We start from the raw sequence: 20229 nt of genomic DNA, 5'->3' as shown, positions 1-20229 counted from the left end.
CGCATGTGGCCGCCCCGCAGTGCCCTGCGCCCCTGGGGGCACCTCCAGCGCTTCGCCTGGGGGTGCCCCCACGCGCCCCCGAAAAACGCGTCCCCTCGTGCGCAGAGGTCCAGCCCCCTGGCGGGTGGCAACGCTGGGCGTAGGTGGACGCAGGACCCAAAGGGGCGCGGGGAACTGCGCGCCCCGCCGTATAGGCGGGAAAGAAGGCAACGCACCGCACGGGGCAGCACCCCACGCGAAGCGCTGAGGGAGAACGGAGCGCCCCGCCGTCAAGGCGGAAAGCAAGCAACGCACCGCAAGGGGCGCGGCTGGGGGGGCAGCGGCACCGTCGGGGGTGGGACTCTTCCAGGGGTGCGGGGGGGGTCACCCCCGAAGCGCCGTGGACGCGCGGGCGTACTGGCGACAACCGGACCGGAGGGACATCGTGGGGAAGGGCACGGGCGCACAAGCCGGCCTTCGGCAGCGAAACATGGCACTGGTCACCCGGGCCCTCGCCGCGGGCGAGAAGGTGACGAGGGCCGCGGTCGCCGCGGAGGTGGGTCTGACGCGGGCCACCGTGTCGACGCTCGTGGACGAGCTGATGGCCGCGGGGCTGGTGGAGGAGCAGGGCGCGCAGCGCCCGGGAACGGTCGGCCGCCCGGGAACGGTGCTGGCGCTGGCCGAGACGGGCCCGGCCGGCATCGGGGCGGAGATCGGCGTGGACCACCTGGCGGCCTGCGCGGTGGACCTGCGCGGCAAGGTGCGGGTCCGCGCGCAGCGTCCGGCGGCGAACCGCGGCCGCCCGGCGGCGGCGGTCCTGGAGGAGCTGGCGGAGCTGACGGCCGGGGTCACCGCGGAGGCGGCGAAAGCCGGCCTGCACCCGGTGCGTACGACGGTCGCGGTGCCGGGACTGATCGGCCCGGACCGCGGCACGGTGCTGCGGGCGCCGAACCTGGGCTGGGAGGACGTGCCGCTGGCCGCGGCTTTCAGCGAGGGCGCGGCCGTGGAGAACGAGGCGAACCTCGGCGCCCTGGCCGAGCTGTGGCTCGGCGGCCACGACGGCCGCCTCACCGACTTCGTGCACGTGTCCGCCGAGATCGGCATCGGCGCCGCCCTGGTCGTGGAGGGCCGCCTCTTCCGCGGTGCCCGCGGCTTCGCGGGCGAGCTGGGGCATGTGCCGGTGCGCCCCGACGGGCCGCGCTGCTCGTGCGGTGCGACCGGCTGCCTGGAGACCTACGCTGGCGAGGAGGCGCTGCTGCGGGCCGCCGGCGTGCGTACCGGGCGCGGCCCGGCACTGAAGGCGGCGGCTGTCGCGGGCGACCCCTCGGCACTGCGTGCGCTGGAGGAGGCAGGCGCCGCCCTGGGCATAGCCCTCAGCGGTGCGGTCAACCTGCTCGACCCGCAGGCCGTGGTGGTCGGCGGCCCGCTCGCGGACCTCGCGCCCTGGTTGCTGCCGGGCGTGCGCCGCGAGCTGGCCGCGCGGGTCACGGACCGCCAGTGGCGTGCCCAGGACGTGCTGATCTCCCGGCTGGGCCATGACGGCGTGCTGCGCGGGGCCGCCTACAGCTCGGTGCGTACCGTGCTGGACGACCCCGCGGCGTGGATCCGTACGGTGACGGAAGGCGCTGAGGGCGCCGAGGGCGGGGGGCTTACAGAGCCGAGCCCGCCACCCACTGGCTCCACGTCATGTTCCAGCCGTTGAGCCCGTTGCTGGGCTGGATGACCTTGTCGGGCGAGTTGACGACCGTGACGACGTCGCCGATCAGCGAGTTGTCGTAGAACCACGCGGCGTCGGTGGTCGGGTCGCCGCCGCCCTTGAGGTCCTCGATGCCGATGCAGCCGTGGCTGGTGTTGGCCGTACCGAAGACCGACGGGTCGCCCCAGTAGTTGCCGTGGATGAAGGTGCCGGAGTCGCTCAGCCGCATGGCGTGCGGCACGTCGGGGATGTCGTACTCGCCCTTGCCGTCCGCGTCGGTGAAGCCGACGGTGGCCCCGTTCATCCGGGTGGTCTGGTCCTTCTCCTCGATGACCATCTTGCCGTCGTAGGTGGTGTGGCCCGCGCCGCCCGCCGAGATGGGGATGGTCCTGATGACCTGGCCGTCGCGGACGACGGTCATCATGTGGGTCTTGGTGTCGACGGTGGATATCTGCGAGCGGCCCACGTCGAAGCCGACGGTCTTGTGCTGCACGCCGTAGACGCCGGGGGCGCCCTTGACGCCCTTGAGGTTCAGGTCGAGGGTGACGTGCGAGCCGGCCGTCCAGTACGTCTGGGGGCGCAGGTCGAGCCGCTTGGAGCTGAACCAGTGGCCGACCACCGGCTGCCCGCTGCTGGACGTCACGCTGATGCCGCGCTGCACGGCGGCCCGGTCGGCCTTGGATATCGCGTGGTCGAAGTTGACCGACACCGGCATCCCGACGCCGACGGTGGAACCGTCCTCGGGCGTGAAGTAGCCGGTGAAGGTCGACGGCGTGGCCGCGACGGTCGCGAAGGTGGAGGTCGCCGCGGCGGGCTGGCCCGAGGCGTCGGTGGCGGCTGCGGCGATCGTGTACTGGGTGCTGTGCGACAGCGGGCCGGACGGGGTCCAGCTCTTCTTGTCGGCGGACAGCTTGCCCGCGACCGCGTGCCCGGTGGCCTTGGCCTTCATGGTCACCGACGTCAGGGCGCCGCCGCTGACGGAGACCTTCACCGCCCCGGTGACCTTGGCGCCGGTGGCGCCGGTCTTCGGGGTGATGGTGATCTTCGCGGCGGAGGTGTGCTTGGCCGCCGCGGCGTCCTGGCTGGCCTGGGTGAGCGGGGACGGGGACTGGCTCGGCGTCTGCGTCGGGGCCTGGGCGGTCACCGACGGGCTGGCCGACGCCTTGCTGTCCGCGTGCGCGCCGCCACCGCTGTTGCACGCGGCGAGGGCGACGCTCCCGCCGATCAGCACGGCCGCGGCCGCGAGCGTGCGGCGCCGGGTGATCTTCGGGTGCTTGGCGGGGGCAGATCCGTTGTCGGGCGGCGTCACGCATCTCTCCAATGGGGCTGGGGTCCTCCGCGGCGGCACACCACGGGCTTCTTCCGTCCCTATGGAAACAGCCACCTCTGTGCAAATCACCCTTTCCGGTCATAATTGTGTCCTTTCACACGCTGAGAGGGCGGGCGGCCCCTTGGAGGGGACTCTCCGTGCCCGCGGCAGCCCGCTGCGTGGCGGTGCCGACCCCCCGTCCGCCGCCGCCCGCCGGGAGCCGACGGGGCGCTGACGGGGCGCTGACGGGGCCTTGCCGCCGCCGCGCGGCCGGCTGTCGAAACCGGGCAGGCCAGGCCGGGACACGACTTCCCAAGGGGTGGGCGGAGTCACTACCATCGGCGACCACGGTCAAGTCGTCGCAACCCCTGGGGGTTCCATTGGCCTCGCCCCGCCCTTACGTCGCCGCAGTCGCCGCGTCGGTGCTGGCCGCGCTGTATTTCGTACCGTCCGCGAGCGCCAGCCCCCAGCACGCGCCCGCGACGTCCCGCCATGCCGCACCGGCGTCGGCGCGGCAGCTCGATCTCGCCGACACCGGCAGCATCGACACCACGCCGTACGTCATCGGCGGCTCGGCCTTCCTGGTCCTCGGCGCCGGCCTGGTCGTCGACGCGACCCGGCGGACCCGCCGGGCCGCGCTCTGACCTGCCGCTCACGCGGTGGGCGTCACCCGTTACGCCAGCGGTCCGGTGACGCCCTCCGCCGCGCGGACCAGTGCGCCGGACCGTACGAAGACGTGCGCCGCCTCCAGGTCGGGTGACAGGAAGCGGTCCCGGCCCGGACCCGGCACTCCGGCCTCCCGTACGGCCGCGAGCACGGCGGCCGTGGCGGGCGCGGGCCTGCCGCCGGCGATGGCCCGCAGCTCCAGCGCCCGGGTGGCCGCGAACATCTCCACGGCGATGATCCGCGCCAGCGCGTCGACCGCGGTACGCAGCTTGCGCGCCGCCGACCAGCCCATCGACACGTGGTCCTCCTGCATCGCCGAGGAGGGGATCGAGTCGACCGAGGCCGGCACCGCGAGCCGCTTCATCTCGCTGACCAGCGCGGCCTGCGTGTACTGGGCGATCATCAGCCCGGAGTCGACGCCCGGGTCGTCGGCCAGGAACGGCGGCAGCCCGTGCGACCTGTTCTTGTCCAGCAGCCGGTCGGTACGCCGCTCGGCGATCGACCCGAGGTCGGCGGCGGCGATCGCCAGGAAGTCCAGCACGTAGCCGACCGGGGCGCCGTGGAAGTTGCCGTTCGACTCCACCCGCCCTCCTCCGGGGCCCTCGACCAGGACGACGGGATTGTCGACGGCCGCGGCCAGTTCGCGCTCCGCGACCAGCCGGGCGTGCGCGAGGGTGTCCCGGCCCGCACCGGCCACCTGCGGGGCGCAGCGGATGGAGTACGCGTCCTGCACGCGGGGCGCGTCGTCCTGGTGGTGCCCGGTCAGCCCGGAACCCGCGAGCATCTTGGCCATGTTGGCCGCGGAGGCCGCCTGCCCGGGGTGCGGCCGGATCGCGTGCAGCTCGGGGGCCAGCACCCGCTCGGTGCCGAGCAGGGCTTCGAGCGACAGTGCGGCCGTGATGTCGGCCGCGGTGAACAGCCCGGCGAGGTCGGCGCACGCCATCAGCAGCATGCCGAGCATGCCGTCGGTGCCGTTGATGAGGGCCAGGCCCTCCTTCTCCCGCAGCTCCACCGGCTCGATCCCGTGCGCGGCGAGCAGTTCGCCCGCCGGCCGCACCTCCCCGTCGGGCCCCTCGGCCTCCCCCTCCCCCATCAGCACCTGGGCGCAGTGGGCGAGCGGCGCGAGGTCCCCGGAGCAGCCGAGGCTGCCGTACTCGTGGACCACCGGGGTGATCCCGGCGTTCAGCAGCGCGGCCATCGTCTCCGCGACGACCGGCCGCACGCCCGTGCGGCCCGACGCGAGCGTCTTGAGCCGCAGGAACATCAGCGCGCGCACCACCTCGCGCTCCACGCGCGGCCCCATGCCGGCGGCGTGCGAGCGTACGAGCGAGCGCTGGAGCTGGGCCCGCAGCTCGGGCGAGATGTGCCGTACGGCGAGCGCGCCGAAGCCGGTGGACACGCCGTACACCGGCTCCGGCCTGGCGGCCAGTGCCTCCACGACCTCCCTGGCCGCCGCCATGCCGGCCACCGCGGCCGGCCCCACCTCGACGACGGCCCCGGCGCGGGCCACGGCGAGGACGTCCTCGGGGGTGGCCCCGTGAGGGCCGATCACCACGTTGTGCATATTCATATTCACGCACCCTAGGCACTGAATCCCCGGCTGTCACCCTCCGGGTGCTCCCCTCCGGCGGCCTCATTCGGGGGCGCGGTGCCCGCGCAGGTGGCGGCGGTCCGCGGGCGGGGCGGGCGGCGGGGAGTCCGCGAGGTGCAGGACCGGGTCCTCCGGACCTTCGCGGCCGGCGACGACCGGCTGCGGCGACCGCAGGGCCTTGGCCCGGTATTGGGCCGCGTCGGCGAGACGGAAGAGGCGCCGCGCGGACCGCACGGGCCCGATCGGGTCGGCGGTGGAGGCCACACCGCAGGCGACCCCTTCCCCCACGTCGAGCTCGGCCGCCCGCACGCACAGCTCGCCCGCCGCCCGCACCACCTCGTCCGCGGCACTCCCCACCGCGACGATGCAGAACTCGTCACCGCCCAGCCGCGCCGCCAGGCTGCCGGGGAGCATGGCGCCGCACAGCGAGAGGAGGGACCCGAAGCGCTCCAGCAGCCGGTCGCCCACCGCGTGGCCGAGCTGGTCGTTGACCTTCTTGAGGCCGTTGAGGTCGCAGACCATGAGGCTGACGGCGGTGCCGTCGGCCCGGTGCTGCTCCAGGGCCTCGTCGAGGCGCTGGTCGACGGCCCGGCGGTTGCCGAGGCCGGTGAGCGGATCGGTGAAGGCCAGCCGCTGGACCTCGGCCAGCCGCTCGGTCTGGGCGATGCCGGACGCGATGACCGCGGCGAGCACGGTGGCGAAGTCGGCGTCGGGCCGGGCGAAGGGCGGCTCACCGTGGCCGCGGGCGACGTACACCTCTCCCCACGCGCGCCCGTGCAGCACCAGCGGCGCCACGACGCAGCTGCCGCGGCCCCGGCGGCGCAGGGCCGCGGCCCGGCCCCAGCTGCTGCCCCCCGGCGAGGCACCCGTGCCCTCCGACGTCTCGACCCAGGCGTGCGGTTCGCCGCCGCGCGCCCAGCTGCCGTGCAGGAATTCGGCGATCTCGGGGAAGTCGTGCACCGAGTACGTCTCGTCGGCCGGCTCGGGCTCCTCACCGGGGGCCAGGTCGCCGTCGTTGACCAGCACCCGCAGCCGCCCGGTCTCCCGCTCCCACGCCGAGACCGCCGCGAAGGACCCGCCCATCGCCAGCCGCGCCCGGTGCGCGCCCGCGCGGGCCGCGTCCTGCGGGGTCTGCGCGGTCGCGAGCGCCTGCGCCAGCTCGACGACAGCCCGGAGCCGTACGTCGGCCGTCCCGTCCACCATCTCCCCAGGCTAGAGAGCTTTGCCCGACTTCGAACGCCGGATACGCCGAACGGCCGCCCGCCCGGACCCGGCCCCCGGGGACGGCCTCGCGCACCGGCCCGGCCGCCGTCCGGCCGGCCCGCCCTACGGGTTCGGCCACCGCGGCGGTCGGCGTTCGTTGAAGGCCGCCACGCCCTCCGCGCGGTCGCCGGAGAAGGCCACCGTGCGCCAGGCCGCGTCCTCGACGTCGAGGCCGGCGCGCAGGTCGAGGCCATGGCCCAGGCGCAGGGCGCGTTTGGCGGCACGCAGGCCGACCGGGGAGTTCGAGGCGATGCGTGCGGCCAGGGCGAGCGCGGCGGTCCTGGCGGTCTCGCCCTCGGGGGCGAGCTGGTCGACCAGGCCCAGGTCGAGGGCCTCGGGCGCGGGGACGCGGCGGGCGGTGAAGACGAGTTCGGCCGCGCGGGCGGCGCCGACGCGGCGCGGGAGGAGCTGGGTGCCGCCGCCGCCGGGGATGACGCCGACGGAGACCTCGGGCAGGCCGAGCACGGCCGAGGCGTCGGCGACGATCAGGTCGCAGGCGAGGGCCAGTTCGAAGCCGCCGCCGAGGGCGTAGCCGTGCACGGCGGCGACGGCGGGCATCGGCAGGTCGAGCACGCCGGTGTACGCGGCGCGGGCGTACGGCCGCTGGCGGCCCAGTTCGGCGTCGGTCAGGGAGTTGCGCTCCTTGAGGTCGGCGCCGACGCAGAAGGCCTTCTCGCTGGAGGAGCTGAGGACGGTGACGCTCACCGTCCGGTCGGCCGCGAGCGCGGCGCACGCGGCGGCGATGGCCTCGGCCATGGCCGTCGAGACGGCGTTCATGGCGGCGGGCCGGTCGAGCACCAGCTCGGCCACCCGCTCACCGTGGCGCTCGACCCGCACCCACTCGCCGTACCGCACCTCACCCATCGGACCGCCTCCCGGTTAACGACCGTGAACGCGGCCATCCTCCCACGGGCCTCCCGGGCGGGCCGCACCCCCGCCAGGTGCGGCGTGACCGCCCGTCACCGCGAGGGCCTGTCCGACAAGGCCTAGGCCGGCGGGGCCTCGCGGGGCGCCAGGATGCCGTTGACGGCGAGGGACATCAGGCGGTCGAAGGTCTTCCTGTCCTCGGGGTTCTTCTCGGCGCACAGCACGAGCGCCGACGTCAGCTTGAGCAGGTCGGACACCTCGATGCCGTCCCGGACCGCGCCGGACTCCTGCGCCCGGCTCAGCAGCGCACCCCCGGACTGGCGCAGCTGCGCCTTGCACTGGAGCATCCGGCCGTCGGACTGGGCGAGGATCGCCGAGGACAGGCCGCGGTACATGGCGGAGTGCGCGCCCACCGCGCGCAGCCAGGAGAAGAGCGCGTCGGCCGGGTCGTCCGCGCTGATCAGGTCGTCCGCCCGCTCGCTGAGCGATTCGAGCTCGCGGATGAAGACCGCGTTCATCAGCGAGTAGCGGTCGGGGAAGTGCCGGTAGAGCGTGCCGATCCCGACTCCTGCGTGGCGGGCGATGTCCTCTAGCGCGACGTCCGTGCCGTGCACGATGAAGGCCTGCTTGGCCTCCTCCAGCAACCGGTCGTAGTTGCGCTGTGCGTCTGCCCGCATTTCCGTCCCGCCTCCCGGGTGCCGGGGATCGCTTCCCCGAATCCGATTGTAGAACCGGAGGAAGTCTCCGTATAGTTACCGGAGACGACCTCCGTTTGTCTTCTCCGCTGGAGGCTTAGCAGCCATGTCCACGCACGCCGTGCGCGACCAGAGCTCGACCACGACCACCACCCGCGAGCCGGCCCCCTCCCGCTTGCACGCATTCTTCGCCCTCGCCGCGATCCTCGGTACCCAGTTGATGCTGCTTCTCGACGCCACCGTGGTGAACGTCGCCCTGCCCGGCATCGGTACCCACCTGGGCTTCTCGCCCACCGGCATGTCCTGGGTGCTCAACGTCTACACCCTCGCCTTCGGCGGTCTGCTGCTGCTCGGCAGCCGGATCGGCGACCTGATCGGCCGGCGTACCGCGCTGGTCTGGGGAGTCGCGGCCTTCACGCTCGCCTCGATAGCCGGCGGTGTAGCCAACGACTCGACCACCCTGCTGGTCGCCCGCGGCTTCCAGGGCGCCGCCGCCGCGCTGGCCGCGCCCAGCACCCTCGCGCTGATCGCCACCTCCTTCCGCGAGGGCAGCGAGCGCAACCGCGCGCTCAGCGTCTTCTCGGCGATCTCGGGCGCGGGCTCGGCGGTCGGCCTGACCGTCGGCGGCATGCTCACCGACTGGGGGTCCTGGCGCTGGGTGTTCTTCGTCAACATCCCGGTCGGCATCGCCATCGTGCTGCTCGCGCCGCGCTTCATCAAGGAGACCGAGCGGCACCGCGGCGGCCGCTTCGACATCGCCGGCGCGCTGACCGGCACCCTCGGCATGGCCTCGCTGGTCTACGCCTTCATCCGGGTCGGCGAGAGCAGCTGGAGCGACACCCGGGCGCTGACCACCTTCGTGATCGCCGTCGCGCTGCTCGCCTCCTTCCTGGTCAACGAGACCCGGGTGGAGCGGCCGCTGGTGGTGCTGCGGCTGTTCGCCGACCGCAACCGGGCGCTGGCCTACGCGGTGATGCTGCTGCTGGTGGCCGGGATGTTCGGCACCTTCTACTTCTCGACGCAGTATCTGCAGACCTTCCTCGGCTACAGCCCGCTGAAGACCGGCTTCGCCTTCCTGCCGCTGGCCGGGCCGCTCTTCCTGGCCGCCAGGATCGCGCCGCACGCCCTGGCCCGCTTCGGCGCCAAGCGGGTGGCGGCCGTCGGCTCGTCGCTCACCCTCGTGGGCGCCGTCTGGATCACCCAGCTGAGCGCGTCCGACGGCTACGCGCAGGGCATCCTGCCGACGCTGATCCTGATGGGCGTCGGCATGGGCTGGACGGTGATGCCGCTGAACACCTTCATCCTGTCCGGTGTCGAGCCCAAGGACGCCGGGTCCGCGTCCGGCCTGCTGCAGACCATGCAGCAGGTCGGCGGCAGCCTCGGCCTGTCGGTGCTCGTCACCGTCTTCGGCACGGTGTCGCGGCGGCACACCCAGAACCCGTTCATCCACGGCGCCACGGCCGCCTTCACCCTGTCGGCGGTCTTCACCGGCATCGCGCTGGCACTGGTGCTGTCGCTCAGGCAGCCGCGCGTGCAGGTCCTGAACTGAGCCGTAGGTAGGGCACACAAAGCGGCGCGGCACCCCGGTCCGGGGTGCCGCGCCGCTTTGTGTGCCCTACCGATCAGTCCTTGATCTCGCAGATGACCGCGCCGGAGGAGACCGACGAGCCGACCTCCGCCTTGAGGCCGATGACGGTGCCGGAGCGGTGCGCGTTGAGCGGCTGCTCCATCTTCATCGCCTCCAGCACCACGATCAGGTCGCCCTCGCTGACCTGCTGGTTCTCCTCGACCGCGACCTTGACGATGGTGCCCTGCATCGGCGAGGCCAGCGAGTCGCCGGACGCCGCAACGCCGGCCTTGGCCGCCGCCCGCCGCTTGGGCTTGGCGCCCGCGGCCAGTCCGGTGCGGGCCAGCGTCATGCCCAGCGACGCGGGCAGCGACACCTCGAGGCGCTTGCCGCCGACCTCGACCACGACCGTCTCGCGGCCCTGGGCCTCCTCCTCGTCCAGCGCCGGACCGGTGAAGGGCGGGATCGTGTTGACGAACTCGGTCTCGATCCACCGGGTGTGGATGGTGAAGGGGCCCTGCGGCGGCGCGAACGCCGGGTCCCTGACCACCGCGCGGTGGAAGGGGATCGCGGTGGCCATGCCCTCGACCTGGAATTCGTTCAGCGCCCGGGCCGCCCGCTGGAGCGCCTGCTCCCGGGTGGCGCCGGTGACGATCAGCTTGGCCAGCAGCGAGTCCCAGGCCGGGCCGATGACGCTGCCCGCCTCGACACCCGCGTCCAGCCGCACACCGGGTCCGGAGGGCGCGCTGAAGCGGGTCACGGTGCCGGGCGCGGGCAGGAAGTTGCGGCCCGGGTCCTCGCCGTTGATGCGGAACTCGAAGGAGTGGCCGCGCAGCGGCGGGTCGTCGTACCCCAGCTCCTCGCCGTCGGCGATCCGGAACATCTCCCGCACCAGGTCGATGCCGGAGACCTCCTCGGTGACCGGGTGCTCGACCTGGAGGCGGGTGTTGACCTCCAGGAAGGAGATCGTGCCGTCCTGGCCGACGAGGAATTCGCAGGTGCCCGCGCCGGCGTAGCCCGCCTCGCGCAGGATCGCCTTCGACGCGGCATACAGCTGCGCGTTCTGTTCCTCGGTCAGATAGGGGGCCGGGGCCTCCTCGACGAGCTTCTGGTGGCGGCGCTGGAGCGAGCAGTCGCGGGTGGAGACCACCACGACATTGCCGTGGGTGTCGGCCAGGCACTGCGTCTCGACGTGCCGCGGGCGGTCCAGGTAGCGCTCCACGAAACACTCGCCGCGCCCGAAGGCGGCGACCGCCTCGCGCACCGCCGAGTCGTACAGCTCGGGGACCTCCTCCAGGGTGCGGGCGACCTTCAGGCCGCGCCCGCCACCGCCGAAGGCGGCCTTGATGGCGATCGGCAGGCCGTGCTCCTTGGCGAAGGACACGACCTCCTCGGCGCCCGAGACCGGGTCGGGCGTGCCGGCGACCAGCGGCGCACCGGCCCGCTGGGCGATGTGCCGCGCGGCGACCTTGTCGCCCAGGTCGCGGATCGCCTGCGGCGGCGGGCCGATCCAGGTCAGACCGGCGTCGAGCACCGCCTGCGCGAATTCGGCGTTCTCCGACAGGAAGCCGTAGCCGGGGTGCACGGCGTCGGCCCCCGACTCGGCGGCCGCCCCGAGCACCTTCGCGAAGTCCAGATAACTGGTGGCTGGTGTGTCGCCGCCCAGTGCGTACGCCTCGTCGGCCGCGCGGACATGCGGCGCGTCCCGATCGGGGTCCGCGTAGACGGCTACGCTGGCGATCCCGGCATCCCGGCAGGCACGGGCGACGCGTACTGCGATTTCACCGCGGTTGGCGATGAGCACCTTGCGCACGATGGCTCCCTCCATGAAACAAGCCGAGTTTAGGTACTGGCCACACTTGGTGCCGAGGCACCCCTGCACGTGAGCTTGCCCACACGGAGGGTGATCCACGGGCCACAACAACCCGTGAACGCCTGCTCAGTCCACGGTACGGCCCCGCTCCCACCGATGTCCCGCACTACCGGGCGTGGGGGGCAACTCGCTTGAAGTCCGTGCACCGCGCTGACGTTCTTTTGTGGGAACCCCACGAATAGTGCGCGAAAACTTTGCGGCCGGCTCGCCCTGAAGAGTGACGCCCCGCGCGCCGCCGGCCCCCCGGCGGGCGGCCGGTGACCCGCCGTCGGCCGCCGGCCGGTGCGCGGACCCTTGCCCGCGCTCTTACTCGTGAGTAGCCTGCGACGCGCAGGATTCGGCCGCGGAGGGGGACAAGTGTGCGCAGAGGTATAGCCGTCGGCACCGCCGTGGTCCTGGTGCTCGAAGCCCTCACGATCGGCTTCGTGAACTGGATCATGGGCCTGGCCGTACGGCACCAGAAGATGTCCCTCGGCGGGCTCGACCCCGACGCCATGGCTGCCGGATCCTGGGTGGGCGGCGGGCTGTTCGCCCTCTTCCTGATCACCTGCGCGGTCCTGGTGGCCCGTATCGCGCTGCGCGACCGGATGTCCGGCCGGGTGGGCCGCATCGTGCTCATCGTCTGCGCGGTGGTGCACGGCGTGGTCGGCGCGATCGTGGTCGGCCTGGTCGGCTGGTACGCCTTCGTGGTGCTGATGCTGGTCCTCGCCCTGCTGGTCGGCACGCTGCTGCTCTACGCACCCGAGGACCGTCAGGAGGCCGCCCCGCCCGCCGCTCCGCCGGCGGCGCCCGGCGCCCCGGTCACGTCCACAGGTCCGTGATCCGCACCCCGAGGTCGGACAGCAGCGAGCGCAGCAGCGGCAGCGACAGGCCGATGACATTGCCCGGGTCGCCGTCGACGCCCTCCACGAAGGGCGCGGAGCGGCCGTCCAGGGTGAAGGCGCCCGCCACGTGGAGCGGTTCGCCGCTGGCCACGTAGGCGGCGACCTCGGCGTCGTCCGGGGTCCCGAACCGCACGGTCGTGGACGCCGTCGCCGACACCTGGCGGCCGTCGGCGGTGTCGATCACGCAGTGGCCGGTGCGCAGCACGCCCGAGCGGCCGCGCATCGCCTGCCAGCGGGCGGTCGCCTCGGCGGCGTCGGCGGGCTTGCCCAGCGCCTCGCCGTCCAGGTCGAGCACCGAGTCGCAGCCCACGACGATCTCGCCGCCGTCCAGCATGCCGCCGGACGCCACCGCGGCGGCCTTCGCCTCGGCCAGCACCCGGGCCAGCTCGGCGGGGCTGTCCGCGCTGATCGCGTCCTCGTCCACCCCGCTGACCAGCACCCGCGGGTCGAACCCGGCCTGCTTGAGCAGGCCGAGCCTGGCGGGGGAGGCGGAGGCGAGGACGAGCACGCGGCGATTCGACGTCATCGCACCATCGTAGGCAGCGCCACCGGCCGCCGGACGCCCGTCCCCGTACGTCCGGTGGCGCTCACCATCGCAGCAGCGCCAGGGCCATCAGCCCCGCGACCACCGCGGCGACCAGCATCGCCCGGCGCAGCATCTTCAGAGCGTGCCGCATCTCCGCGGAGGGCTCGTCGCGTTGATCGTCCGGCCACAACATGTCTCCCAGGTTGCTCCGGGGGGCACCGCCGCGCCTGAGTACGCGTACTCAGCCGCGGCGGGTCGCTCAGGCCGGGCAGTTCAGGCCGGGCCGCCCGGCCACGCCGACATCCGCCACGCGCCCGGGCCGGGGGCGGGCAGCGCCCGCGGGACGTTGCGGGCCGGGGCCGACCAGCCGGCGGGGCGACCGGCCGGGCCGTCCTGCTCGACCTCCAGCGCCGCGACCCGCGCCTGGACCAGCGCCACGACGGCGGCCAGCTCCTCCGGCGTCGGCCTGCCGCGCTCCACCTTGATCACCACGGAATCGTTCCTTCCCGGTCGGTGCCCTGCCCGCTCTGATGCCCTGACGCCCCGCTGTCCCCGCTGCCCTGCCGCTCCCGCCGCTCCCGCCGCTCCCGCCGCTCCCGCCGCTCCCGCCGCTCTACAGCGGGATGTTGCCGTGCTTCTTCGGCGGCAGGCTCTCCCGCTTGTTGCGCAGCGTCCGCAGCGCCTTGACCAGCTGCGCGCGGGTCTGCGAGGGCGCGATGACCGCGTCCATGTAGCCCCGCTCGGCGGCGATGTAGGGGTTGAGCAGGTGGTCCTCGTAGTCGGTGATGAGCTGCTGGCGCAGCTCATCGGCGGCCTGCGGGCTCTCCGCCTCGGCCAGGGTGCGGCGGTGCAGGATGTTGACGGCCCCCTGCGCGCCCATCACGGCGATCTGGGCCGTGGGCCAGGCCAGGTTGAGGTCCGCGCCCAGGTGCTTGGAGCCCATCACGTCGTAGGCGCCGCCGTACGCCTTACGGGTGATGATCGTGATCAGCGGAACCGTGGCCTCGGCGTAGGCGTAGATCAGTTTGGCACCGCGCCGGATGATGCCGTCCCACTCCTGGCTGGTGCCGGGGAGGAAGCCCGGGACGTCGACGAAGGTGACCACGGGGACGTTGAAGCTGTCGCAGGTCCGCACGAAGCGCGCGGCCTTCTCCGACGCGTTGATGTCCAGGCAGCCGGCGAACTGCAGCGGCTGGTTGGCCACCACGCCGACCGGACGGCCCTCGATCCGGCCGAAGCCGGTGATGATGTTCGGCGCGAAGAGGTCCTGGGTCTCCAGGAACTCGGCGTCGTCCAGCACGTGCTCGATGACCTTGTGCATGTCGTAGGGCTGGTTCGCCGAGTCCGGGATCAGCGTGTCCAGCTCCAGGTCCTCCGCGGTGACCTCCAGGTCCGCGGCGGCGGCGAAGGAGGGCGCCTCCTCCAGGTTGTTGCTCGGCAGGTACGACAGCAGCGCCTTGACGTACTCGAAGGCGTCCTTCTCGTCGCCGGCCAGGTGGTGGGCGTTGCCCGAGGTGGAGTTGTGGGTGCGCGCGCCGCCCAGCTCCTCCATGCCGACGTCCTCGCCGGTCACCGTCTTGATCACGTCGGGACCCGTGATGAACATGTGCGAGGTCTGATCCACCATCACCACGAAGTCGGTGATGGCCGGGGAGTAGACCGCGCCGCCCGCGCACGGACCCATGATCAGGCTGATCTGCGGGATCACCCCGGAGGCGTGGGTGTTGCGGCGGAAGATCTCGCCGTACATCCCGAGCGAGGTGACGCCCTCCTGGATGCGGGCGCCGCCCGAGTCGTTGATGCCGATGACCGGGCAGCCGGTCTTCAGCGCGAAGTCCATCACCTTGACGATCTTCTCGCCGTAGACCTCGCCGAGCGCGCCGCCGAAGACCGTGAAGTCCTGCGAGAAGACCGCGACCGGGCGGCCCTCGACGGTGCCGTAGCCGGTGACGACGCCGTCGCCGTAGGGGCGGTTGGCCTCCAGGCCGAAGCTGGTCGAGCGGTGCCTGGCCAGCTCGTCCAGTTCGGTGAAGGAGTTGTCGTCCAGCAGGAGTTCGATCCGCTCACGGGCGGTCAGCTTGCCCTTGGCGTGCTGTTTCTCCACCGCCCGCCCGGATCCCGCGTGGTTGGCCTCCTCGATACGGCGGCGGAGGTCCGCGAGCTTCCCCGCGGTCGTGTGGATGTCGTGGTCCGGCTCGGCCATGGAGGTTGGCTCTCCTGCTCTCGGCGGCTCTTCTTAACTCGTGAGTAACGCTGTGTTCCGTAGCGTAGTGGCGACTCTCGGGTACGGGCACTGCGGCGTTCACCACACTGCACCACCGTGCCCCCGAGCGGGCGGCGGCACTCCCCCGGCCCGGCGTGTCACCGGCGGCCGCGCTCGTAGGGTGGACGCATGACGTCCAGCCGCTGGTCCGACCTCGCCCGACCGCCGCTCAACGCCGCGGCGCTGCGCCGAGCCGTGGTCACCCCCGACTCGCTGTGGACCGCGCTCGACGTGGTCGAGGCGACCGGCTCCACCAACAGCGACCTGACCGCCAGGGCCGCCGAGGGCGCCGCGGAGGGCGCGGTGCTGGTCGCCGAGGAGCAGACCGCCGGGCGCGGCCGCCTGGACCGCCGCTGGTCGGCGCCCGCCAGGTCGGGGCTGTTCCTCTCGGTGCTGCTGCGGCCGGGCGAGGCGGCGCCCGCCCCCGACGGCCGCGGCGGCGCAGGGATGGCGGCCGGCGTACGCGAACCGGTGCCCGTGCACCGCTGGGGGTGGCTGCCGCTGCTGGCCGGGGTCGCCACCGCCACCGCGCTGTCCCGGGCGGCCGGCGTCGACACGGCACTCAAATGGCCCAACGACCTGCTGGTCACCGTCGACGGCGAGGAGCGCAAGGCCGGCGGCATCCTCGCCGAGCGCACCGGCGGGACCGGCGTGGTCATCGGCATCGGCGTCAACGTCTCGCTGCGCACCGAGGAGCTGCCCGTTCCCACCGCCGCCTCCCTCGCGCTGGCCGGCGCCCAGGGCACCGACCGCGACCCGCTGCTGCGGGCCGTCCTGCGCTCCCTCGCCGACTGGTACGACGCCTGGCGCGCGGCCGACGGCGACCCGGCCGCCTCCCGGCTCCAGCAGACCTACGCGGCCGGCTGCGCCACGCTGGGCCGCCAGGTGCGCGCCGAACTGCCCGGCGGGCGCGAACTGGCCGGCACCGCGGTCGCCGTCGACGGCGACGGGCGGCTGGTGATCGCCGGGCCGGACGGCGAGCAGCCGGTCGGCGCCGGCGACGTCGTGCACCTGCGGCCCTCCAGGTGACGCAGGGCGCCGGCGTCCCGGTGACAGTGAGGTGCGGCACACCTGCCGTATCGTGGACTCGCTGCGTCGTCTCGATGATCGGAAGGGCTGTGCGCAGGAGTTCCTCAGGGGCCGGGCGATGAGCGTGGACGACCCGGGCCCGCCCGTTCCGGACGAGCCGTCCGACGTCGATCCGGGTGCGGAAGCCGACCCGGACGGCGAAGCCGTCACGGACACCGGCGAGCATCCGCTCGCGCTGCGGCTCGAAGAACTCATCCTCGGCGCACCCCGCCAGTACACCCCCTTCCAGGCGGCCCGCGCCGCCGGCGTCTCCATGGACCTGGCCGCCCGCTTCTGGCGGGCCATGGGCTTCGCCGACATCGGCCAGGCCAGGGCGCTCACCGAGGCCGACGTGCTCGCGCTGCGGCGGCTCGCCGGCCTGGTCGAGGCCGGGCTGCTCTCGGAGTCGATGGCCATCCAGGTGGCCCGCTCCACCGGCCAGACCACCGCCCGGCTCGCCGACTGGCAGACCGACTCCTTCCTCGAAGGCCTCACCGAGCCGCCCGAGCCCGGCATGACCCGCGCCGAGGTGGCCTACCCGCTGGTCGAACTGCTGCTGCCGGAGCTGGAGGAATTCCTCGTCTACGTGTGGCGCCGCCAGGTCGCGGCCGCCACCAGCCGGGTCGTCCAGTCCGACGACGAGGAGGCCGTCGACCGCCGCCTCGCCGTCGGCTTCGCCGACCTCGTCGGCTTCACCCGGCTCACCCGGCGCCTTGAGGAGGAGGAGCTGGGCGAGCTGGTCGAGGCCTTCGAGACCACGGCCGCCGACCAGGTCGCCGCGTACGGCGGCCGGCTGATCAAGACCCTCGGCGACGAGGTGCTCTTCGTCGCCGACGACCCCGGTACGGCCTCCGAGATCGGCATCCGGCTCATCGAGACGATGACCGGCGACGAGACGATGCCTGCGCTGCGGGTGGGCATGGCCTTCGGCACGGTCACCACCCGCATGGGCGACGTCTTCGGCACGACGGTGAACCTGGCGTCCCGCCTGACCTCGATAGCGCCACGGGACGCCGTCCTGGTCGACGGCGACTTCGCCGAGGCCCTCGCCGAGGCCGGGGACGCGCCGCTGTCCGAGGCGGACGTGGACGCCGCCGACGCGGAGAAATACCGCTTCGCGCTCCAGCCGATGTGGCGCCGCCCGGTCCGCGGGCTCGGCGTGGTCGAGCCGTGGCTGCTCACCCGGCGCGGGTGAGCGGCCGCGCCGCTGCCGCGTGATCCGCGGTCGGTCCGCGCGCGGCGACGTATGCGGTGCGCCGCGAGACGGAGGGCCGCGAGACGGAGGGCCGGTCTCGTACCCGGTCGTCCCCGCACGGGCCGGGCAGCGCCGCAAGGCGCCGTAAGCCGTGGCCGCGTGTCCGCCGGGGGTGGCGGGAGGCAGCCCTCAGCGCGGGCGCAGGTCCGCCAGGCGCGGTACGGACGGCGGGCGCAGCGGGTGCGGGCGGCGCGGGGTGGGGAGGGGCGGCGCCGATTCGCTAGGGCACGCGGGGGCCACCGCGAGCTGGACGCCGCGGTCGGCGAGCGCCTGGAGTTCGGTCGCCGCGCGCTCGTCGCCGGGCGGCGGCTCGTCGGTCACCAGATGGGTGATCAGGTCGGTCGGCACGGTCTGGAACATCGTGTCGGACCCGAGCTTGGTGTGGTCGGCCAGGACCACGACCTCCGCCGCGGCCTGCACCAGCGCCCGGTCGACGCTGGCCGACAGCATGTTGGACGTGGACAGCCCGCGCTCGGCGGTGAGCCCGGCGCCGGACAGGAAGGCCCGGGAGACCCGCAGCCCCTGCAGGGACTGCTCGGCGCCGCTGCCGACCAGGCCGTAGTTGGAGCCGCGCAGGGTGCCGCCGGTCATGACCACCTCGACCCGGTTGGCATGCGCCAGCGCCTGGGCGACCAGCAGCGAGTTGGTGACCACGGTGAGGCCTGGCACCCGGGCCAGCCGCCTGGCCAGCTCCTGTGTCGTGGTGCCCGCGCCGACGACAATGGCCTCGCCCTCTTCCACGAGCGAGGCCGCGAGATCGGCGATGACCGTCTTCTCCGCGGTCGCCAGGTGGGATTTCTGCGGGAAGCCGGACTCACGGGTGAAGCCACCCGGCAGGACCGCACCGCCGTGCCGGCGGTCCAGCAGTCCTTCTGCCTCCAGCGCCCGCACGTCGCGGCGCACGGTCACTTCGGAGGTCTGGACGACGCGGGCGAGTTCCCGGAGCGACACCGCTCCGTTGGCTCGCACCATTTCGAGGATCAATTGGCGACGTTCTGCAGCGAACACGGAACCGACAGTAACCCCAACCACAGCTACTTTCAGCGTTTTGCACCAGATGGAGGAAGTTACGCGTGAATCAGACCGTCCCGTGCTATACGCCGACCGTACGTTCGCTTGCGCCGTAGCACCGGCGCCGGGGCCTACGACAGGCCCTGGTCCTGGCCGCCGGCCTTGCGGTTGTGCAGCTGCCGCGCGACCTCGGCGATCGAGCCGGACAGCGAGGGGTAGACGGTGAAGGCGTTGGCGATCTGCTCGACCGTCAGGTTGTTGTCGACGGCGATCGAGATCGGGTGGATCAGCTCGCTCGCCTTGGGCGCGACGACCACGCCGCCGACCACGATGCCGGTGCCGGGGCGGCAGAAGATCTTGACGAAGCCGTCCCTGATGCCCTGCATCTTCGCCCGCGGGTTGCGCAGCAGCGGCAGCTTCACCAGCCGCGCGTCGATCCGGCCGCTGTCGACGTCGGCCTGGGAGTAGCCGACGGTGGCGATCTCCGGGTCGGTGAAGACGTTCGAGGAGACCGTCTTGAGGTTCAGCGGGGCCACCGCGTCGCCGAGGAAGTGGTACATCGCGATGCGGCCCTGCATGGCCGCGACCGAGGCGAGCGCGAAGATGCCCGTGACGTCACCGGCCGCGTAGACGCCGGACGCGCTGGTACGGGAGACCTTGTCGGTCCAGATGTGGCCGGACTCGGTGAGCTTCACGCCCGCCTCCTCCAGGCCCATCCCCGAGGTGTTGGGGATCGCGCCGACCGCCATCAGGCAGTGCGTGCCGGTGATGACCCGGCCGTCGGTGAGCGTCGCCTCGACGCCGTCGCCGACCCGCTTGACGGACTGGGCGCGGGAGCGCGACATCACGTTCATGCCGCGGCGCCGGAAGACGTCCTCCAGGACCGCCGCGGCGTCCGGGTCCTCGCCGGGCAGCACCCGGTCGCGGGACGACACGAGGGTCACCGTCGAGCCGAGGGCCTGGTAGGCGCCGGCGAACTCCGCGCCGGTCACGCCGGAACCGACCACGATCAGCTCGCGCGGCAGCTCGTCGAGGTCGTAGACCTGGGTCCAGTTCAGGATGCGCTCGCCGTCGGGCATGGCGTCGGGCAGCTCGCGCGGGCGCGCGCCGGTGGCGACCAGCACCGCCTCGGCGGTGAGCCGCTGCTCGGTGCCGTCGGCGGCGGTGACCACGACCGTACGGGTGCCCTCGGCGGTCTGCGGCCCGTCGAGCCGGCCGCGGCCGCGCATCACGGTGGCGCCCGCCCTGGTCACCGCGGAGGCGATGTCGTGCGACTGGGCCAGCGCGAGGCGCTTGACCCGGCGGTTGACCTTGCCCAGGTCCACCCCGACGACCCGCGGGGCGCCGTGCAGCGGCGGGGTGTCGTCGGCGACGATGATGCCCAGCTCTTCGTACGACGAGTCGAAGGTCGTCATCACCTCGGCGGTGGCGATGAGCGTCTTGGACGGCACGCAGTCGGTCAGCACCGACGCACCGCCCAGCCCGTCGCAGTCGACGACGGTCACCTCCGCCCCGAGCTGCGCTGCCACCAGCGCCGCCTCGTAGCCGCCGGGTCCGCCACCGATGATCACGATCCTTGTCACGTACCCCATTGTCCCGCACGCGCCAAGTGTTCACCGCCAGGGGGGACGGCCCCGGCTTCCTGTTCGGGTTCCCGCCCGGGGGCGCACCTTCCCCGCGCGCTTCGTCGCGCCGGGGTCCGGGCCGCTCCCGTAC

The 20229-nt window shown here is 73.4% G+C and carries 18 protein-coding genes; 6 read left to right on the top strand and 12 right to left on the bottom strand.

The features are described 5' to 3' along the window. Positions 1-469 precede the first annotated feature (469 nt). Positions 470-1681 (top strand): ROK family transcriptional regulator, encoded by a 1212-nt coding sequence (locus BUE44_RS01610; protein ID WP_079189392.1) that lies wholly within the window; start codon positions 470-472, stop codon positions 1679-1681. Here the strand turns inward: BUE44_RS01610 and BUE44_RS01605 are convergent. After that, a complete protein-coding gene (locus tag BUE44_RS01605; RefSeq protein ID WP_235001858.1) occupies positions 1629-2984 on the bottom strand; it encodes a L,D-transpeptidase in 1356 nt (451 codons plus the stop codon). The two genes, BUE44_RS01610 and BUE44_RS01605, sit on opposite strands and share 53 nt — an antisense overlap. Before the next feature lie 380 nt (positions 2985-3364). On the opposite strand from BUE44_RS01605, the gene BUE44_RS01600 reads away from it, so the two are divergent. Continuing rightward, positions 3365-3628 carry an LAETG motif-containing sortase-dependent surface protein gene (locus BUE44_RS01600; RefSeq protein ID WP_073492783.1) on the top strand — a complete coding sequence of 88 codons (264 nt, stop codon included), beginning with the start codon at positions 3365-3367 and terminating at the stop codon, positions 3626-3628. 29 nt (positions 3629-3657) lie between these two features. Here BUE44_RS01600 and hutH read toward each other — a convergent pair whose 3' ends face one another. From hutH to BUE44_RS01580, 4 genes are all read right to left on the bottom strand, one after another. Continuing rightward, positions 3658-5220 (bottom strand): histidine ammonia-lyase, encoded by a 1563-nt coding sequence (gene hutH, locus BUE44_RS01595; protein ID WP_073492781.1) that lies wholly within the window; start codon positions 5218-5220, stop codon positions 3658-3660. Positions 5221-5283: 63 nt separating this feature from the next. Next, positions 5284-6444, bottom strand: coding sequence for a GGDEF domain-containing protein (locus BUE44_RS01590; protein WP_073492779.1), 1161 nt, complete (start codon positions 6442-6444; stop codon positions 5284-5286). A gap of 123 nt (positions 6445-6567) precedes the next feature. Continuing rightward, on the bottom strand, positions 6568-7368 hold the full coding sequence (locus tag BUE44_RS01585) for an enoyl-CoA hydratase/isomerase family protein (RefSeq protein ID WP_073492777.1): 801 nt from the start codon (positions 7366-7368) through the stop codon (positions 6568-6570). Positions 7369-7490: 122 nt separating this feature from the next. Continuing rightward, complete coding sequence (locus BUE44_RS01580; RefSeq protein WP_073492775.1) at positions 7491-8048, bottom strand: TetR/AcrR family transcriptional regulator; 558 nt, start codon at positions 8046-8048, stop codon at positions 7491-7493. Between the two features lie 124 nt (positions 8049-8172). On the opposite strand from BUE44_RS01580, the gene BUE44_RS01575 reads away from it, so the two are divergent. Continuing rightward, on the top strand, positions 8173-9615 hold the full coding sequence (locus BUE44_RS01575; RefSeq protein WP_079189391.1) for an MFS transporter: 1443 nt from the start codon (positions 8173-8175) through the stop codon (positions 9613-9615). Between the two features lie 73 nt (positions 9616-9688). Here BUE44_RS01575 and BUE44_RS01570 read toward each other — a convergent pair whose 3' ends face one another. Next, positions 9689-11446, bottom strand: a complete 1758-nt coding sequence (locus BUE44_RS01570) for an acetyl/propionyl/methylcrotonyl-CoA carboxylase subunit alpha (RefSeq protein WP_073492773.1) — start codon at positions 11444-11446, stop codon at positions 9689-9691. Positions 11447-11865: 419 nt separating this feature from the next. Between BUE44_RS01570 and BUE44_RS01565 the strand changes: the two genes are divergently transcribed. Further along, positions 11866-12327 (top strand): hypothetical protein, encoded by a 462-nt coding sequence (locus BUE44_RS01565; RefSeq protein WP_107415586.1) that lies wholly within the window; start codon positions 11866-11868, stop codon positions 12325-12327. Here the strand turns inward: BUE44_RS01565 and BUE44_RS01560 are convergent. The 4 genes from BUE44_RS01560 to BUE44_RS01550 form a co-directional block, all read right to left on the bottom strand. Next, the gene (locus tag BUE44_RS01560; RefSeq protein ID WP_073492771.1) at positions 12308-12916 is read right to left on the bottom strand and encodes a nucleoside triphosphate pyrophosphatase; all 609 of its coding nucleotides are present in this window, start codon (positions 12914-12916) and stop codon (positions 12308-12310) included. The two genes, BUE44_RS01565 and BUE44_RS01560, sit on opposite strands and share 20 nt — an antisense overlap. Before the next feature lie 61 nt (positions 12917-12977). Then, positions 12978-13109 (bottom strand): morphogenic membrane protein MmpB, encoded by a 132-nt coding sequence (mmpB, locus tag BUE44_RS39180; RefSeq protein WP_265737143.1) that lies wholly within the window; start codon positions 13107-13109, stop codon positions 12978-12980. An 80-nt stretch (positions 13110-13189) separates the two neighbouring features. Next, positions 13190-13408 (bottom strand): acyl-CoA carboxylase subunit epsilon, encoded by a 219-nt coding sequence (locus BUE44_RS01555; RefSeq protein ID WP_407639981.1) that lies wholly within the window; start codon positions 13406-13408, stop codon positions 13190-13192. A 121-nt stretch (positions 13409-13529) separates the two neighbouring features. Continuing rightward, positions 13530-15119, bottom strand: a complete 1590-nt coding sequence (locus tag BUE44_RS01550; RefSeq protein ID WP_073492769.1) for an acyl-CoA carboxylase subunit beta — start codon at positions 15117-15119, stop codon at positions 13530-13532. A gap of 189 nt (positions 15120-15308) precedes the next feature. Between BUE44_RS01550 and BUE44_RS01545 the strand changes: the two genes are divergently transcribed. After that, a complete protein-coding gene (locus BUE44_RS01545; protein ID WP_073492767.1) occupies positions 15309-16208 on the top strand; it encodes a biotin--[acetyl-CoA-carboxylase] ligase in 900 nt (299 codons plus the stop codon). Positions 16209-16326: 118 nt separating this feature from the next. Next, complete coding sequence (locus BUE44_RS01540; RefSeq protein WP_073492765.1) at positions 16327-17442, top strand: adenylate/guanylate cyclase domain-containing protein; 1116 nt, start codon at positions 16327-16329, stop codon at positions 17440-17442. Between the two features lie 189 nt (positions 17443-17631). Here BUE44_RS01540 and BUE44_RS01535 read toward each other — a convergent pair whose 3' ends face one another. Beyond that, positions 17632-18474: a DeoR/GlpR family DNA-binding transcription regulator gene (locus tag BUE44_RS01535; protein WP_107415585.1), complete on the bottom strand. Its 843-nt coding sequence runs from the start codon at positions 18472-18474 to the stop codon at positions 17632-17634. Positions 18475-18644: 170 nt separating this feature from the next. Next, positions 18645-20105 (bottom strand): NAD(P)H-quinone dehydrogenase, encoded by a 1461-nt coding sequence (locus BUE44_RS01530; protein ID WP_073492763.1) that lies wholly within the window; start codon positions 20103-20105, stop codon positions 18645-18647. Between the last annotated feature and the right edge of the window lie 124 nt (positions 20106-20229).

Origin of the sequence: Actinacidiphila paucisporea, from assembly GCF_900142575.1 — a bacterium.
Taxonomy (GTDB): Bacteria; Actinomycetota; Actinomycetes; order Streptomycetales; family Streptomycetaceae; genus Actinacidiphila; species Actinacidiphila paucisporea.
This window is presented reverse-complemented; position numbering and strand designations above follow the sequence as displayed.

Bases quoted from the DNA above. Each gene is read 5' to 3' on its own strand.
- BUE44_RS01530 (WP_073492763.1), bottom strand. From the start codon at position 20,105: ATGGGGTACGTGACAAGGATCGTGATCATCGGTGGCGGACCCGGCGGC.
- BUE44_RS01575 (WP_079189391.1), top strand. From the start codon at position 8,173: ATGTCCACGCACGCCGTGCGCGACCAGAGCTCGACCACGACCACCACC.
- mmpB (WP_265737143.1), bottom strand. From the start codon at position 13,109: ATGTTGTGGCCGGACGATCAACGCGACGAGCCCTCCGCGGAGATGCGG.
- BUE44_RS01580 (WP_073492775.1), bottom strand. From the start codon at position 8,048: ATGCGGGCAGACGCACAGCGCAACTACGACCGGTTGCTGGAGGAGGCC.
- BUE44_RS01550 (WP_073492769.1), bottom strand. From the start codon at position 15,119: ATGGCCGAGCCGGACCACGACATCCACACGACCGCGGGGAAGCTCGCG.
- BUE44_RS01590 (WP_073492779.1), bottom strand. From the start codon at position 6,444: ATGGTGGACGGGACGGCCGACGTACGGCTCCGGGCTGTCGTCGAGCTG.
- BUE44_RS01560 (WP_073492771.1), bottom strand. From the start codon at position 12,916: ATGACGTCGAATCGCCGCGTGCTCGTCCTCGCCTCCGCCTCCCCCGCC.
- hutH (WP_073492781.1), bottom strand. From the start codon at position 5,220: ATGAATATGCACAACGTGGTGATCGGCCCTCACGGGGCCACCCCCGAG.
- BUE44_RS01540 (WP_073492765.1), top strand. From the start codon at position 16,327: ATGAGCGTGGACGACCCGGGCCCGCCCGTTCCGGACGAGCCGTCCGAC.
- BUE44_RS01545 (WP_073492767.1), top strand. From the start codon at position 15,309: ATGACGTCCAGCCGCTGGTCCGACCTCGCCCGACCGCCGCTCAACGCC.
- BUE44_RS01535 (WP_107415585.1), bottom strand. From the start codon at position 18,474: ATGGTGCGAGCCAACGGAGCGGTGTCGCTCCGGGAACTCGCCCGCGTC.
- BUE44_RS01610 (WP_079189392.1), top strand. From the start codon at position 470: ATGGCACTGGTCACCCGGGCCCTCGCCGCGGGCGAGAAGGTGACGAGG.
- BUE44_RS01585 (WP_073492777.1), bottom strand. From the start codon at position 7,368: ATGGGTGAGGTGCGGTACGGCGAGTGGGTGCGGGTCGAGCGCCACGGT.